We start from the raw sequence: 14,520 nt of genomic DNA, 5'->3' as shown, positions 1-14,520 counted from the left end.
ATGCCTCAAGGGGGACCTGCGGGCCCTGCTGGAGCAGCTGCCGGAACTGCAGGGGCGGGTGCTGAAGATGCGCTACGGCATCGACGGCGAGGAGCCGATGAGCCTCACCGGCATCGCCCGAACCCTGGGGATGAGCCGGGACAAGACCCGCAACCTGGAGCGGCGGGCTCTCGAAGGTATCCGCCACCACTCCCGCTCCCTGGAGGCCTACCTGGTGGCCTGAGCCTCTGGGGGGCAAGGCCGGAGGCCAAGCCAAAGGCACGGCCATGAAAATGCCCCCGTTTCCGGGGGCTGCCGACCGTTTCGGCGAAACTCAGTAGCGGGCGCGACCGCCGCCGGCGCCACCGCCGCCACCACCACCGGTGCGGGGCTGGGCCTTGTTGACCCGGATCATCCGCCCCATCCACTCGACGTCCTGAAGGTCGTCGATGGCCTTGGTTTCATCGGCCTCATTGGCCATTTCAACAAAGGCGAAGCCGCGCTTGCGGCCGGTTTCCCGGTCGAGGGGCAGGCTGCAGTTACGCAGCGCTCCATATTGCGCAAACAGATGGTTGAGATCCTCCACCTCCGCATCGAAGGAGAGATTTCCAACGTAAATCGTCATGAACAGAGAAACAATTATGTACCGATTCGTCGATAGCCCTTGCAGGACGTTGTCACTCGCCGAAGAGAAATCTTTGAATCATCAGAAGCGTACAGCCTGGATGGGCTGGCAGGCTGGGACCCCTGCGCAGGGCGAACCATGAAGGAGCAAGCAACGGCCATCGCCCTCGTGGCGCTCTGGGTGCTGGGCTGGGGCGTGGGGGGCTCGCTGATCGATGCCAGCCTCATCGGCGCCGGCGTCTACGACCTCGAAGGCGGCCAGGTGGGGACCCTGATCACCTTCGTGCTCTGGAGCCTGCTGTGGGGCGGCGTCGGCCTGAAGCTGTGGCGCCGAAGAGGCGCCGGTGGCTCCGAAGACGGAACAGCCTGAACGCCTCGGCCTACGGGCGGATGCCGAGGGCCTGGGCGCCGTAGTGCTCGCTGAACTCGGCCTGGTGCTGCCAGGCGGAAAGGAGGGTCTTGGCGACCTTGCGGAGCTCTTCGATGTCGTTGCAGTTGTCGATGGCGCGGGAGTGGACGGCGATCGAGAACTGGCGGTTAAGGGAAAGGGAGGGCTGCATGTCCTGCTTGCGATATTTCAGAACATTACGAGCGGTTGCCAGCTGGCGGGCGGAGGCACCCGGAGCGGCTATCCGTACCGGGCTTCCCATCGGGCCCAGGGCCCTTCCCGCAACCAGGATCAGAAGAACTGGTCGAAGTTGTCGAAGTCGACCGCGCGGAAGGTGCCGTCCTGCACCTGGGCCATCAGCCGCTCCAGCTGCACCCACAGGGCACCGCCGGTCAGCAGCGACAGCACGAAGGCCACCAGCAGGGCGGCACCGGCGGCGAAGCCGAACACCTGCAGGCTGGCGCCGATGAACAGCGTCACGCCGATCACCAGCCCCGCGTAAGGCATGGTCGTCTCCAGGTTGGCGATCGGCAGCAGGGCCAGCCGGTCCTGCTTCCAGCCCTCCAGCCGGTTCTGGACCATCCGGGCGAAGGTCAGCCCGCACAGCACCGCCATGGCCAGGCCGATGCCGGCCAGCATGTAGGGCGGGTAGGTGAGCGGGGCGTACTCCAGCAGGATCTCCATGGCGTCCAGATCGCCGTAGGCGCCGCTGGCCTGGTCCAGCCCCGCCTGCCGGAGGGTCACGGGAGCAGCGTCGAGGGCGGCCAGCAGCAGGGACACGGCGGGGACGGAGACAGGCGATCGCGCCCGACCCTAGGCGCCTGAGCCGCCCCATCCGAGTGACCCGTCAGCGGAACCCCTCAGCCGAACCGGCTGCGGAAACGATGGACCAGGGCGTTCAGGGCCAGCAGCAGCAGCCCGACGCCGACGAACACCAGCCCCCGCAGCCCCAGGTCGGCCTGGGCCATGTCGATGGCCAGCAGCCGCAGCAGGCAGGCCCCCAGGCCAACCAGGGCCACCCGGCGGAACTGGGGCTCCCGCAGCACCACCCCCAGCAGGTAGACGGCAAAAGCCTCCGCCGTCCAGAGCAAGGTCAGCAGGGCCCGGTCGTAGCCGCTGGCCAGCACCACAGCCACGGCGATGAACAGCGGATGGCCGAGCCAGAGGTTGCGGCGGCGCGCCACCCGTCCGCCGACCCAGGCCAGGGGCGGCCATCCGCCCGGATCGGGCAGCCGCTCGAGGTCGAGCCAGCGGCGGCAGGCCAGGACAAAGGCCGTCTGCAGAGCGATCGCCACCAGCCCGGCGGTCTGGGCCGCTCCGGTGGCGGCGGGGAAGGACGGCAGGTCGATGCTGAGGCCGACCAGCAGCGTCGCCACCGCCAGCCAGTAGACGATCACCCCGTAGACCTGCAGCCGGATGGCGAAGCGCCGCACCAGGGCCGGGCAGACCAGGAGCAGGGCCAGCAGGGTCCAGGCAACGGGTCGCCAGGGGGCGCTGATCTCCCCCTGCAGCAGCACCATCACCCCCAGCAGGACCGCCTCAAGGAAGCAGGGCTGCACCGCCTTCCAGCTGGGCAGCCACGCCAGGTCCGGCCCCGCCCGGAAAAACCAGCCGTGCAGGCCGACGGCGATCGCCAGCAGCTCGATCAACAGGCGGGCGCGCACCTGCAGGACCCCGAGCGTCACCAGCTCCTGGCTGGGCCCGATCACCACCAGGAAGGAGGCGCCGAAGGCGGCCAGGTAGGCCAGGGAGAGCCCCAGAGCCACCCGCAGGGCACCGCCCCGCAGCCAGCGGGTCCCAGCCAGGGCCGCGGCGGACAGCAGCAGCCAGGCCGCCCCCGGCAGCAGCGGTGAGATCGGCTCAAGCAGCCACAGCACGGCCAGCCCCGCATCGACGCCCAGCAGCGCCATCCCCAGGCCCTGGCGGCGGCCGTCACCAGCGGTGACCGTCAGCAGCAGGGCCAGGACCGTCAGGGGGAGCAGGCGGGCCAGCAGAAGCAGCGGGGGCCAGGGTGCCTGGGCCAGCAGGGTCAGCCAGCCGGCGCCGTGGCACAGGGCGATCGCCACGGTGATGCCGTTCAGCAGGCCGGGGGGGCGCCAGCGGCGCGCCGCCACCAGGAAGGCGCCCATCACCACCAGGCTCAGGGCCGAACGCCAGTCCTCCGGCGCCACCAGGACAGTCCCCACGGCGACCAGGCCGCCGGCGAGCCAGCCGAGCAGGGGCGGCAGGGGCAGCGACACACCGCGGCGCTGCAGCAGCACCTGCATCGCCGCCATCAGGGCCGCCCCGACCGTGAGCACCGCAGCGGTCTGCAGCTGGTTCACCGGGTCGCCGCGCAGCAGTGCGGCTCCCAGGCCGCTCAGGGCCAGCACCGCCCCGGCGGCGGCACTGAGCCACCAGCCGACGCGACTGAGCGGTCCGGAGCCCTCCCGCACGGCGATGGCCAGGAACAGCAGCGACTCCAACAGCACCACGCCGGCCAGCAACGGCCCGTCGGCGATCAGCGGGGCCAGGCTCAGAAGGGCCGCGAGCACCAGGGTCTGCCCCACCAGGCCATCGCCCAGGGCCAGCCAGCGCGGCCCCCCGCGCCGGGCCCCCTGACCCAGCAGCAGCGCCGCCGCGGCGGCGGCCGCCAGGGCCCCGGCGCGGACGGCCGCCGCAGGGGGGTAGAGCAGCAGGGCCAGAGCGAGGCCGCCCCACTGGCTGAGCAGCAACGCCGTCGGCACGGCCTGCAGCCGGGGAGGCGCGGCCCCAGAGCGGTGCAGCCGCAGCAGCCCCGGCCCGAACACCAGCACCGCCGCAAGGACCGCTCCGCCGACCAGGGCAGGGGAGGCCGCCAGGGCGGGGCCGTTGCGCAGGAACCAGGCCACCTGGAAGGCGCCGAACACCCAGCTGACGACGAGCCGGTGCCGCGGCCAGCGGTGCCGCACGGGCAGCTCCGAGCCCACCAGGGCAATGGCGGCGGCGATGGCCAGGGCTGGGCCGCCCTCGAGACCGATGGCCAGGGGCACCAGGCTCACCGCCACATGCAGGGAGGCCATCGCGGCGGTACGGGCGATGGCGGCCAGGGCCAGCTTGGCGGCCACGCCCACGGCCAGCAGGGCCAGGGCCGGGGCCGGCTGCTCGATCCACTGGAGGCCGAACTGGGGCAGACCGCCGGCGGCGGCGCAGGCGAACAGGACCAGGGCGCCGCCACCGCTGCGCATGGCGTCGGTGAGGTCGCGCCAGCGCGGGCGCCGGCCCCAGAGCACAGAGGGCAGGGCCAGGGCCCCGCCCACCAGCAGGGTGAGCAGGAACCGCTCGCGGGGCCCCAGCTCCAGGCCCGCGTTGATCGTCAGGAAGGTGACCCCGGCCACCACCACGAGCACCCCGAGCAGGCCGCTCCAGTTCTCCACCAGCAGCCGCTCAATCCGCTTCCAGGGCCCGCCGGTCGCCGCGCGGGGCCGGGGGGCACGGGGGAGGCCGGGGGTCGTCGGGGGGCGCAGCGCGGGGGTGGCCACCGCCGCCGCCACCGCCACGGGTTCGGTTTCAGCTTCGGACCTGGCTTCGGCTATGGCCTGGGGCGCCGGTGGGGGGAGCTCCTCAGCGGCGGCGAGCCTGGCCGGTTCGGGTGCGGCGTCCCCGTCGAGCCGCTTCTGGAGCACCTCGCTCCACAGCGACAGGGCGAAGAAGCGCTCGCTCAGGGAGGCGGCCTGTTGCTCGAGGCGCCGGACCCGCCGCTCCAGGGCACGGACCTGCAGGACCCAGCCCGCCACCAGCAGGGGCAGGAGGATCACCAGCAGGGCCTCGTTCAATGGGCCTCACAAGTCGCCGCGTGGAAGCCGTGGGGATCGACGGGCACCGGAAGGCGTCAGGCGGCGAGCGGATTCAAGCGGGCCAGCAGGCCCGTGGCCAGCTTGCGGGCCGAGAAGGTGCGCCGCATCAGGCCCAGCAGGGCCTGGAGATCATCGGTGTGCAGCCGGTCGTGGCTCACCAGGCTCAGCAGCAGCCGCTGGCGCAGGCTGGTGCCCTCCTTGCCCAGCAGCAGGCGCAGACCATCGCGGGCCACCGGCAGCAGATCGGTGGAGGCGGAACCGTTCTCGACCACGGCCAGCAGGTTCTCCAGCCGCTCCACCCGCAGGCGCCCGTCACGATCGAAGATCACCTCCAGCAGCTTCTCGCGCATCTCGGCGGTGTCGCCGGCCAGCAGACGCTTCGCCACGTAGGGGTAGGCCACGCGGATGATGCGGAAGTCGGGGTCGAGCCGCATCGCCAGGCCCTCCTGGCTCACCACCGCCCGGATGATCAGGGCGAAGCGGGCCGGCACCCGGAAGGGGTAGTCGTACATCAGCTCCGAGAAGCGATCGGTGATCGCCTTGAAATTGAAGCTGCCGACGTTCTCCCCCAGGGCACCACCCAGCACTTGCTCAAGGGCCGGCACGATCGGCCCCAGGGGGGTGCTGGGATTGAGGAAGCCCAGGGCCACGAAATCCCTGGCCAGGGCGTCGAAATCCCGGTTGATCAGATGCACCACCGCCCCGGTGAGGGTGAGCCGGTCGGCATCACTGAGGGAATCCATCATGCCGAAGTCGACATAGGCCACATGGCCCAGGCCGTTCGTCTTGCCCGGCAGGGCGAACAGGTTGCCCGGGTGGGGATCGGCATGGAAGTAGCCGAACTCCAGCAGCTGCTGCAGGCCGGCGATCACGCCGGTGCGGATCAGGGCCGCCGGATCCAGGTGGTGGGCCTCCAGCTCGCGGCGGCTCTGCAGCTTGGTGCCGTTGATCCAGCTGGTGGTCAGCACCCGGCGGCTGCTGAGATTGCGGACGACCGCCGGAACGGTCACCTCCGGATGGTCCTGAAAGAGGGTGGCGAAGCGTTCGGCATTGTCGGCCTCGCGCCGGTAGTCGATCTCCTCGAACAGGGTGGAGCCGAACTCATCGATGATCGCCCCGAGCCCGAAGCCCAGATTCAGCGGCAGGAACGGGGCCGCCAGCACCGCCAGCGATCGGATGATGACCAGGTCGCGGCGCAGGATGAAGGGCAGGTCGGGCCGCTGCACCTTCACCGCCACCCAGTGGCCCTCGCTCAGGCGGGCCCGGTACACCTGGCCCAGGCTGGCGGCCGCCATCGGGTAGTCGGGGAACTCCTCGTACAGCTGGTGGGCCGGGGCCCCCAGCTCCGCCTCGATCAGCGCCAGGGCGACCTTGTGGGGGAAGGGGGGCAGATCGTCCTGGAGGCGGGCCAGTTCCTCCAGCCAGTCGCGCCGCACCAGGTCCGGACGGGTGGAAAGGGCCTGGCCCACCTTGATGAAGCAGGGGCCCAGGTCGTTGAGGGTTTCGAGGATGGCGCGGGCGAGCCGCTGCTGCACCCGGGCATCGGTGCTGCTGGACTGGACCGCCAGCCGCAGGCCCAGGCCCGCCAGGCGCCACAGCACCACGATCAGCCGGCTGACCAGGACCCAGGGCCGCAGCAGCAGCCAGCGCAGGTCCGCGTTGGGGTCGTAGCGCGGGGTGGGGGTGACGTCTTCGGTCAGGGTCCTGCCCCATCGATGGCCAGACTCTAGGAACTGTGTTCCCCGGTCCATGGGCCCCTTCTGGCGGTCAGCGCCGCTGGCCCTGCACCTGCCGGCCCATGGCCGGGGCCGGGCCCTGGCCCCCGATCTGCGGCGCCTGCTGCGCCAGCCGCCGGGGAGCTGGGATCTGCCCGAACTGCCCGGCTTCGGGGGGCCGCTGGAGCCGGAGGGAACGGTGGCCGAGGCCCAGCGGCGCGCGGCGGCCCTGCTGGGGGCAGAACGCTGCTGGTTCGGGGTCAACGGGGCCTCGGGGCTGCTGCAGGCGGCCCTGCTCGCCCTGGGCCCGCCGGGCTCCCGGGTGCTGCTGCCCCGCAACCTGCACCGCAGCCTGCTGCACGGCTGCGTGCTGGGCGGCCTCGAGCCCCTGCTGTACGACCTCAGCAGCGATCCGCTCACGGGCCTCTGGCAGCCGCCGGAGCCCCGGCGGCTGGAGCGGGTGCTGGCGGCCGCTGCCGCGGATGGCGGCGCCCCACCGGCGGCCTTGGTGGTGGTGGATCCCACCTACCAGGGGCTGGCGGCCGATCTGCCGGCCCTGGTGGCCCTGGCCCACCGGGCGGGGCTGCCGGTGCTGGTGGACCAGGCCCACGGCGGCGGCGAGGCCCTGGCCGCCGGCGCCGATCTGGTGGTGCTCTCCGTCCAGAAGAGCGGCACCGGCCTGGCCCAGAGCGCCGCCCTGCTGGCCCAGGGAGAACGGGTGGCACCGGCCGCCATCGAGCGGGCCCTGCTGTGGCTGCAGACCTCCAGCCCCAGCGCCCTGCTGCTGGCCTCGACGGCCGCGGCCCTGGAGCACGGCGCCAGCGCCGCCGGCCGGCGCCAGCGCCAGCGGGCCGTGACCCGGGCGAGCCGGCTGCACCGCCGGCTGGAGGACCTGGGCCTGCCGCTGGTGGCCAACGGCGATCCCCTGCGCCTGGTGCTGGCCACGGCCCCGCTGGGGATCAACGGCCTGGAGGCCGACACCTGGCTGCTGGAGCGGGGGGTGATCGCGGAGCTGCCGGAACCCGGCGCCCTCACCTTCTGCCTTGGGCTCAATCCTCCCCGGGGTGTGGAGCGGCGCCTGCCGCGCCAGCTGGAAGGTCTGCGCCGGGCCCTCGGCGGGCCGCCGCTGCCCGCCTTCACGCCGCCCCCCCTGCCGCTGCTGGCGGCACCGGAGCTGCCGATCGGCGTGGCCTGGCGGAGTCCCGCCGAGGCCATCCCCCTGGAGCAGGCCGCCGGCCGGGTTGCGGCCGCACCGATCTGTCCCTATCCGCCGGGGATCCCGCTGCTGGTGCCCGGGGAGCGGATCGATCCGGCCCGCGCCGACTGGCTGCTGGCGCAACGGCGTCTCTGGCCCGGTCAGATCGCTGATACGGTGAGCGTCGTGGCCGGTTCGTGAGCCCGTTGCCGAACCCCTTCCACTGGGATTTCGTCACCCCCGGACTGCCGGACAGCGCCTTCGAGGACGCCCCGGGCTTCAGCCCCACACCGCTGGAGCTGCGGGTGATGCTGCTGGCCCACCTGCGGCCCCGGGCCGATTCCCTCGTCTGGGACGTGGGCGGCGGCACCGGCGCCCTGGCCCTGGAGATCGCCCGGCTGATGCCCGGCGGCGCGGTGCACACCCTGGAGCGGGATCCGGAGGCGATCGAGCTGCTGGAACGCAACCGGCAGCGTTTCGACATCCACAACCTGCACATCCACGCCGGCGAGGCCCCGGAGGGCCTGGCCCTGCTCCCCCCCAACCCCGACCGGGTGCTGCTGGAGGTGGGGCGACCCCTGGAGGATGTGCTGCGGTCCGTCTGGGGGGCGCTGCAGCCCTCCGGACGGCTGGTGATCAGCACCGTCAACCTCGAGGGCCTGGTGAAGGCCACCGACACCCTCGCCCAGCTGGGCGCCCACGATGTGCAGGTGGTGCAGGCCACCGTGCACCGGATGCAGCGCCGCGGCAGCCAGGCCAAGCTGGCGGCCGCCGAGCCGCTGTTCGTGATCGCCGCCGAGCGCTGAGTCCGAACCCTTGCCTCCCGCCCCCCGCCCCGCCACGTCCCTCTCCCGCCTGCTGAGCGGCTGGCTGGCGGGTGGCTTCGGGCTGGTGGTGGTGGGCCTGGGCGGCTGGTGGTTCACCGTCGCCGTGGGGGTGATCGTGCACCTGGGCCTGCTGGAGTTCTTCCGCATGGCCCAGTTCAAGGGCATCCGGCCGGCCGTGAAGACCACCCTGGTGGCGGTGCAGCTGCTGCTGGTCTCCACCCAGGTGGCCGCCGGCAGCCTCTGGGGGGGGAGCGGCATGGGGAGCGGCATGGCGGGCGACGTGGCGGCGGCCGTGCTGCCCGCCTCCGGGGCGGTGATCTGCGGCTGGCTGCTGCTCCAGCCGGTCACCGGCACCATCGCCGACATCGCCGCCTCGGTGTTCGGCCTGTTCTATCTGGGCTTCCTGCCCAGCCACTGGATCAAGCTGCGGGACCTGACCGACCCGGCCCTGGCCCCCGCCCTGGAGGGCCTGGGCTGGCCCTGGAGTCCGGGCATGGCCCTCACCCTGCTGGCCTGCCTGATGATCGTGGCCACCGACATCGGCTCCTACGTGATCGGCCGGCGCCTGGGGCGCCACGCCCTCTCGCCGATCTCCCCGGGGAAGACGGTGGAGGGGGCCCTGGGCGGGGTGGTCTGCGCCCTGCTGGTGGGGGCCGCGGGAGGGGTGCTGCTGGGCTGGCGCTGGGGCTGGCTGATCGGGGCGGTGCTGGGGGCGGTGGTCTCCCTGTTCGCCCTGGTGGGTGACCTGACCGAATCGATGATGAAACGGGATGCGGGCCTGAAGGATTCCGGCGATGCGATCCCCGGCCATGGCGGCATCCTCGACCGGATCGACAGCTACCTGTTCGTGCCGGCGGTGGTCTATTCCCTGGTGACCCTGGTGCTCCCCCTGCTGCAGCGGGGCTGATCGTCCCCGGCCGGGTCCCTCAGGGGGAGACCCGCGCCTCCCCCTCCAGGTGCAGCAGGCCGGCGCCGAGCTCGGCCCGCTCGATGCGGATGTTGGGATCCATCGGCAGCCGGGCGTGGGGGGTGCCCTCGGCGCAGCGCAGTTCCACGGTGCCGCCATCGGCCCGCACCGCCACCTCCCGCTCCACCGGCTCCCGGTCGCCGCTGGCGAAGGCCCGCAGCAGCAGCCGGTCCTCCCGGATGCGCAGCCCCGCCAGGGGGGTGAGGCCCAGCAGGTCGTCGGCCAGGCCGTCGCCGAGGCTGCGCCAGGCCGGGGTGCTCAGGGAGCGGCTCAGCCCATCGCCGCTGAAGCTCACCTGCCCCTGGATGCGGAAGGGCGACTCCAGCTTCACTGCCTGGTTGCGCACCAGGGATCCCATGCGCACCTGGATGCCATCGCAGCGCAGCTCCACCTCCTCGATCTCCATCGCCTGATAGACGACCCGCCGGGCCCGCAGCCGCACGCCGTCGAGCCGCCCCCGCAGCAGCCGCAGCCCGGAGCCCTCCAGGCGGATCTCCAGCCGTTCGATGGCGTCGCACTGCTGGCGCAGCCACAGCTCCAGCCCCCGGGCCAGCAGGCCCATCACCGGGCCGCCGGTGGTCTCGGAGGCTTCGGGCGCCGTCCCCTCGCTGGGTCGCTCGCCGTCCGGGGTCTCGCTCATCCGCCACCAGGGGACAGGGCTCCCCAGATTCTCACTCCGTCCGGGCCTGGCGGGCGGCGCGGAAGGCCTCGGCGGCCGTGACCGCCGCCAGCAGCAGCAGCCCCCCCAGGCCGATCAGCTGGTCGGTGGGATCGGCGGTCGACGGGTCCGCCACGGTGCCGGCGCCCCCCAGCACCGCCCCCAGCAGGAACCAGCCCGTGGCCAGGGCCGTGGTGATCCAGTAGGCACGCCAGCGGCGCTGGTAGATGTAGCCGGTGCCCAGGCCGGGCACAACGTTGAGCAGGGCCCCCAGCCAGGGGGCGGACGCCGCCAGGATGGCTTTGTCGTCAGGCGTCATCGGGGTCGCTCCATGGCTGGATCCAGCGCCGAGTCTGGCCAGCCACAGGGGCGACCGGCGCCCTCGCTGGCGGTGATCGGTGCCGGGGTGGCCGGCTGCGCCCTGGCCGCGGGGCTGCGCCGGGGCGGCTGGGGAGGGTCGATCGTGCTCTGGGAGGCGGGTCGGGGTCCCGGTGGCCGGGCCGCCACCCGCCGCTCCCGCCACGACCCCGGCTGGCAGATCGACCACGGGGCACCCCTGTTCAACCTGCTCGAGGGCCCCGAACCGGAGCTGGTGGCGCCCCTGCTCGCGGGGGGCTGGATCGAGCCCTGGCGGGAGCAGGGGGCCGTGCTGGACAGCGCAGGGCGCCTTGGGCCGGCCGATGGGGATCCCCTGCTGCGCGGCCGCCTCTACCGGGGCCGCCAGGGCATGGACGACCTCGGCCGGGGGCTGCTGGCCCTGGCGGAGGCCCAGGGACCGGCGGGGAGCCTCGATGGCCGCTACGGCACCCTGGTGCGCCACCTGGAGGCCAGGCCCGGGGGGGGCTGGCGCCTGGCCGATGCCACCGGGGCGGTGCTGGGGGAGGCCGACTGGCTGGTGCTGACCGGCACCCTGCTGGCCCATCCCCGGGCCCTTGAGCGGTTCGGCTGGCCGCAGGTGCCGCTGCTGCAGGCGTCGCAGGGCCTGGGCGACGCCGAGCTGGAGGCCGCCCTGGCGGCCATCGCCAGCATGGAGATGGACGTGCGCACCAACCTGATGCTGACGATCGAGCCCGGCGCGGCGGCCCGCTGGATGGCCCTGCCCTTCCGGCTGCTGGGCATGGACGGCCCCGCCCAGCGGCGCTGGGGACTGCGGCGCCTGTCGATCCAGCCCCTGGTCGATGGCCGCTGCGCCGTCGTGGCCCATGGGGTTCTGGAGGAGGAGCCCGATGACGCTGCAGCGATCACCGCGCTGGAGGCGGCCGTCGCGGCGGCCCTGGCCCCCTGGCTGGGGGAACGGCACGGCGGCGGCGAGGCGCTGGCGGGGGTGGAGCGACGTCAGCTGATGCGCTGGGGGGCCGCCTTCCCCACGGCCCCCGGCCTGCCGGCCGCCGCCACGGTCTGCCCCCGCAGCCGGGTGGCCTTCTGCGGCGACTTCATCGCGGGGCAGGGCTTCGGCCGGATCGAGGGGGCCCTGCGCAGTGCCCAGGCCCTGACGGGCCGGCTGCTGGCCCTGGTGCTGCTGCTCTGCCTCGCCCTGGGAAGCCCGGCGACGGCGGCGGCGGCCACGGCCGTCCCCTACCGCTGCGACGGCGACCTGCTGCTGGCGACCAGCGACAACGGGGCGGTGGATGCGCCGGGGATCCCCAACACCGCCGCCGGCACGGTGCCCGGCGCCACGGTGCTGCTGGAGTGGCGCGACCTGCGGCTGCAGCTGCCGCGCACCAACAACGCCGGTCCGCCCAGCTACACCGACGGAATCTGGTGGTGGAGCCTCGAGGATCCGGCCCAGCCCCGCTTTCTGCACCGCCGCGGCGCCATCGAGAGCTTCAGCTGCCAGGCAGTTCCTGCCGCAGGGCCGCCAGCCGGCGGCCGTTGACGCCCAGGTCCGAATCCCCCAGCCGGGAGATGGAGCGAGCCTGCAGGATGCCGGCGGCGGGCTGGGCGTACAACTCGAGGTCGTCGACGAAGCCGAACAGCCGGCTGGTGGCGGTGGCGTGCAGGTAGCGGCCGTCCCGCTCGAGGATCCGCACCCCCTCGGTGGTCTCCAGGATCGGCACCAGGGCGCTCAGGGCCGCCTCCGGATCGGCGATCGGCCAGTCAGCCCGGGCGCAGTGGGCCGGCGCCGCACAGGGGGAGAGGGAGCCGCCGTGCACGCCGAGATCCGCCGGCAGCGGTCCCTCCAGGTGCAGCAGGGAGGCCTCGGCCCGGCCGGGAAGCGCCAGGGCGGGGACCCCGAGCAGCAGCACGAGCAGCAGGCCGGCGAGAAGACGCGGCAGGCAGAGGCGGGAGGCAGGGGTCATGGGTGGTGGGTGGGGATGGGGGCGCAGGGGGCGCCCAGCCAGGCGGCGGCGACCTGCTCGGGCTGGTCGATGTGGGGCAGGTGGCCGCAGGCCGCCAGCTCGGTGATGCGGGGGCCCAGCAGGGCCTGGGCGGCGCGCTTCTGCGGAGCCCGCAGGATCCGGTCGTCGGCGCCCCAGAGCACCGCCAGGGGCTGGGGGGGCAGGGGGTCGCCGCAGCCGGCGAAGCCGCCGCTGCGGGCGAAACGGCCCAGGGCGCCGGCCCAGCCCGGCGACTTCAGGTGCAGCGAGGCGATCTCCAGCTCCGCCGGACCCACATCCCGGTCGGGGTCGGCGAAGGCGCTGCGGCAGAGGCCTTTGCGCACCGAGGGCAGGGCCAGGAAGCGCACCCCCAGCCCGTCCAGCAGGGGCGGCAGGGGCATGGGCCGGCCGGTGAGACCGGCCGGGGCCAGCAGCAGCAGGCGCTCGAAGCGGTCGGGATGGCGCCGGGCCAGGGCCACGGCCACCGCACCACCCATCGAGGCGCCGATCAGGCCCAGCCTGCAACCGCCCGCGGGCTCCCGCTGCTCCAGCGCCTCCAGCAGCGCATCGAGGTGGGCCAGCACGGCCTGGGGCGTGTAGGCACTCTCCGCGGGCCTGGGACAGAAGCCGAAACCGTGCAGGTCGGGGATCAGCAGCCGGTGCCGCTGGGCCAGCAGGGGGGCCAGGCGGCGGAACTCCAGGAAGGAGCTGTCAAAGCCATGCAGGAGCAGCAGGGGCGGTCCCTCCCCCAGCACGGCCACGGGCCACTGCCCGGGGTGCTGTGGCAGCTCCCACCACTGCACCTGGGCGGCCAGGTCGCGGCCGAGGGGATCGAGCAGCGACGCGGCGGCGGCCGTGACCAGGTCGCGGCCGCTGGAGGGGCCGTCCGTCACGCCTGCTGCCGCTCGGCGGTGGCGCCCACCATGGCGGCGAGCAGATCCTCGGGGGCGACCGCGAAGGGCAGCCGGTGCAGGTCGGAGCCCTCCCGGCAGGCGAAGCGACAGACCTGGCGCAGCTGGTCGAGGCTGGCGCCGGCCAGACCCAGGGCCTCGAGATCGGTGGGCAGCCCCAGCGTGCGGAAGAAGGGCAGCAGCTGGCGGCGGGCCTGGGCCGCCAGGCGGTTGCCCGCCAGCTGCTCCTCCAGCCACAGCTGCACCAGCACCCCGAAGCCCACCTTCTCGCCGTGCAGGCAGCCGTTGGTGGCGGCGAGCTGGGTGAGTCCGTTATGGACGGCATGGGCGGCCACGGTGCGGCATCGGGCACCACCGATGCCGCCGATCAGACCGGCGGTGAGGGCACAGCCCTCGGCCACCCGCACCCAGGCCTCCCCATGGGGGTCGGCCAGGGCGGCTTCCCCCTCCAGCAGCAGCAGATCGCGCAGCAGGCGGGCCATCTGCACCGCCTGCTGCACCAGCCCATCGCCGCTGGCGCCGCTGCTCACCGAGGCCTCGTACCACTTGGCCACCGCATCGGCGATGCCGCTGGCCAGGGTGCGGGCCGGCGCCTGGCGCACCAGCGCGTGGTCGAAGACGAGCAGGTCCGGGCAGCGGTCGAGGGCCACATCGCCCAGGAAGGCCCCCTCGGGGGTGTAGAGGTTGGCCAGGGCCGTCCAGCCGGCGCAGGTGGCGGCGCTGGTGGGCACCGTGATGCAGGGGAGGCCGAGCCGGTGGGCCAGCAGCTTGCCCGCATCCAGCACCTTGCCGCCACCGGCAGCGATCACCGCATCACAGCCGGCGGCGGCGGCGTCCAGGGCCAGGGGGCCGAGGTCCTCCTCGCAGCAGTCGCGCAGCCCCTGGCTGGCCACCGGGCGGGCACCGGCCTGCTCCAGATCGACCGCCAGCTGCTGGCGCAGCCCGAAGGTGGAGGCACTGCGGCCGAGCAGCAGGGGGCGGCGGCCCAGGGCGACGATGCGGGGAAGGGCCTGCGGCCAGGCACCCTCCCCACGGAGCACCACCGCCGGGGCGATGGCCTGGGTCTGCAGGGGATCCGTCATGGCCGCCATCTCATGGATGAAATGTAGAAGTCGGCCGATCC

16 protein-coding genes are annotated in these 14,520 nt (G+C 73.6%); 6 read left to right on the top strand and 10 right to left on the bottom strand.

What is annotated here, in order from left to right; translation table 11 throughout:
* Positions 1 to 223: sigma factor-like helix-turn-helix DNA-binding protein (locus KUG39_RS16880; protein WP_286193035.1), on the top strand; the 223-nt coding region annotated here is incomplete at its 5' end.
* 90 nt (positions 224 to 313) lie between these two features.
* On the opposite strand, the gene rbp is transcribed toward KUG39_RS16880, so the two are convergent.
* Entirely contained in the window at positions 314 to 604 is a 291-nt protein-coding gene (gene rbp, locus KUG39_RS16875) for an RNA-binding regulator (RefSeq protein ID WP_094586092.1), read from the bottom strand.
* Between the two features lie 138 nt (positions 605 to 742).
* Between rbp and KUG39_RS16870 the strand changes: the two genes are divergently transcribed.
* Complete coding sequence (locus KUG39_RS16870) at positions 743 to 973, top strand: hypothetical protein (RefSeq protein ID WP_216914253.1); 231 nt, start codon at positions 743 to 745, stop codon at positions 971 to 973.
* 10 nt (positions 974 to 983) lie between these two features.
* Here KUG39_RS16870 and KUG39_RS16865 read toward each other — a convergent pair whose 3' ends face one another.
* From KUG39_RS16865 to KUG39_RS16850, 4 genes are all read right to left on the bottom strand, one after another.
* The gene (locus KUG39_RS16865) at positions 984 to 1,163 is read right to left on the bottom strand and encodes a hypothetical protein (protein WP_094586094.1); all 180 of its coding nucleotides are present in this window, start codon (positions 1,161 to 1,163) and stop codon (positions 984 to 986) included.
* 119 nt (positions 1,164 to 1,282) lie between these two features.
* Positions 1,283 to 1,762 (bottom strand): hypothetical protein, encoded by a 480-nt coding sequence (locus KUG39_RS16860; protein WP_094586101.1) that lies wholly within the window; start codon positions 1,760 to 1,762, stop codon positions 1,283 to 1,285.
* Between the two features lie 89 nt (positions 1,763 to 1,851).
* A complete protein-coding gene (locus KUG39_RS16855; protein ID WP_216918383.1) occupies positions 1,852 to 4,785 on the bottom strand; it encodes a hypothetical protein in 2,934 nt (977 codons plus the stop codon).
* 56 nt (positions 4,786 to 4,841) lie between these two features.
* Entirely contained in the window at positions 4,842 to 6,557 is a 1,716-nt protein-coding gene (locus KUG39_RS16850; protein ID WP_286193036.1) for an ABC1 kinase family protein, read from the bottom strand.
* Between KUG39_RS16850 and KUG39_RS16845 the strand changes: the two genes are divergently transcribed.
* The 3 genes from KUG39_RS16845 to KUG39_RS16835 are packed head-to-tail and all read left to right on the top strand — an operon-like array spanning position 6,556 to position 9,450.
* The gene (locus KUG39_RS16845; protein WP_216914259.1) at positions 6,556 to 7,917 is read left to right on the top strand and encodes an aminotransferase class I/II-fold pyridoxal phosphate-dependent enzyme; all 1,362 of its coding nucleotides are present in this window, start codon (positions 6,556 to 6,558) and stop codon (positions 7,915 to 7,917) included. The genes KUG39_RS16850 and KUG39_RS16845 overlap by 2 nt on opposite strands.
* Positions 7,918 to 7,922: 5 nt before the next feature.
* Entirely contained in the window at positions 7,923 to 8,522 is a 600-nt protein-coding gene (cbiT, locus tag KUG39_RS16840) for a precorrin-6Y C5,15-methyltransferase subunit CbiT (protein ID WP_094585201.1), read from the top strand.
* A 10-nt stretch (positions 8,523 to 8,532) separates the two neighbouring features.
* Positions 8,533 to 9,450 (top strand): phosphatidate cytidylyltransferase, encoded by a 918-nt coding sequence (locus KUG39_RS16835; protein ID WP_216914261.1) that lies wholly within the window; start codon positions 8,533 to 8,535, stop codon positions 9,448 to 9,450.
* Between the two features lie 19 nt (positions 9,451 to 9,469).
* Here KUG39_RS16835 and KUG39_RS16830 read toward each other — a convergent pair whose 3' ends face one another.
* Entirely contained in the window at positions 9,470 to 10,150 is a 681-nt protein-coding gene (locus tag KUG39_RS16830; protein ID WP_286193037.1) for an LmeA family phospholipid-binding protein, read from the bottom strand.
* A 31-nt stretch (positions 10,151 to 10,181) separates the two neighbouring features.
* On the bottom strand, positions 10,182 to 10,487 hold the full coding sequence (locus tag KUG39_RS16825) for a DUF8646 family protein (RefSeq protein ID WP_094585199.1): 306 nt from the start codon (positions 10,485 to 10,487) through the stop codon (positions 10,182 to 10,184).
* A gap of 12 nt (positions 10,488 to 10,499) precedes the next feature.
* Here KUG39_RS16825 and KUG39_RS17660 point away from each other — a divergent pair, with 12 nt between their 5' ends.
* Complete coding sequence (locus KUG39_RS17660; RefSeq protein WP_216914263.1) at positions 10,500 to 12,044, top strand: DUF8671 domain-containing protein; 1,545 nt, start codon at positions 10,500 to 10,502, stop codon at positions 12,042 to 12,044.
* Here KUG39_RS17660 and KUG39_RS16815 read toward each other — a convergent pair.
* The 3 genes from KUG39_RS16815 to KUG39_RS16805 are packed head-to-tail and all read right to left on the bottom strand — an operon-like array spanning position 11,995 to position 14,479.
* Entirely contained in the window at positions 11,995 to 12,468 is a 474-nt protein-coding gene (locus KUG39_RS16815) for a DUF1499 domain-containing protein (protein WP_286193038.1), read from the bottom strand. The genes KUG39_RS17660 and KUG39_RS16815 overlap by 50 nt on opposite strands.
* A complete protein-coding gene (locus tag KUG39_RS16810; RefSeq protein WP_216914265.1) occupies positions 12,465 to 13,379 on the bottom strand; it encodes an alpha/beta fold hydrolase in 915 nt (304 codons plus the stop codon). Before KUG39_RS16810 ends, KUG39_RS16815 begins: the two co-directional genes overlap by 4 nt.
* Entirely contained in the window at positions 13,376 to 14,479 is a 1,104-nt protein-coding gene (locus KUG39_RS16805; protein ID WP_216914267.1) for an iron-containing alcohol dehydrogenase, read from the bottom strand. Before KUG39_RS16805 ends, KUG39_RS16810 begins: the two co-directional genes overlap by 4 nt.
* Positions 14,480 to 14,520 lie beyond the last annotated feature (41 nt).

It is taken from the genome of Synechococcus sp. CCAP 1479/10 (assembly GCF_019038515.1).
In the GTDB taxonomy this organism is placed as follows: domain Bacteria; phylum Cyanobacteriota; class Cyanobacteriia; order PCC-6307; family Cyanobiaceae; genus Cyanobium.
Note: the sequence above shows the minus strand (reverse complement) of the source record. Positions and strands in the feature narration are given on the sequence as shown.

Excerpts from the sequence above, each read along its gene's own strand:
- KUG39_RS16805 (WP_216914267.1), bottom strand. The coding sequence starts at position 14,479 with ATGACGGATCCCCTGCAGACCCAGGCCATCGCCCCGGCGGTGGTGCTC.
- KUG39_RS16865 (WP_094586094.1), bottom strand. The coding sequence starts at position 1,163 with ATGCAGCCCTCCCTTTCCCTTAACCGCCAGTTCTCGATCGCCGTCCAC.
- KUG39_RS16830 (WP_286193037.1), bottom strand. The coding sequence starts at position 10,150 with ATGAGCGAGACCCCGGACGGCGAGCGACCCAGCGAGGGGACGGCGCCC.
- KUG39_RS16870 (WP_216914253.1), top strand. The coding sequence starts at position 743 with ATGAAGGAGCAAGCAACGGCCATCGCCCTCGTGGCGCTCTGGGTGCTG.
- KUG39_RS16850 (WP_286193036.1), bottom strand. The coding sequence starts at position 6,557 with ATGGACCGGGGAACACAGTTCCTAGAGTCTGGCCATCGATGGGGCAGG.
- rbp (WP_094586092.1), bottom strand. The coding sequence starts at position 604 with ATGACGATTTACGTTGGAAATCTCTCCTTCGATGCGGAGGTGGAGGAT.
- KUG39_RS17660 (WP_216914263.1), top strand. The coding sequence starts at position 10,500 with ATGGCTGGATCCAGCGCCGAGTCTGGCCAGCCACAGGGGCGACCGGCG.
- KUG39_RS16815 (WP_286193038.1), bottom strand. The coding sequence starts at position 12,468 with ATGACCCCTGCCTCCCGCCTCTGCCTGCCGCGTCTTCTCGCCGGCCTG.
- KUG39_RS16845 (WP_216914259.1), top strand. The coding sequence starts at position 6,556 with ATGGGCCCCTTCTGGCGGTCAGCGCCGCTGGCCCTGCACCTGCCGGCC.
- KUG39_RS16825 (WP_094585199.1), bottom strand. The coding sequence starts at position 10,487 with ATGACGCCTGACGACAAAGCCATCCTGGCGGCGTCCGCCCCCTGGCTG.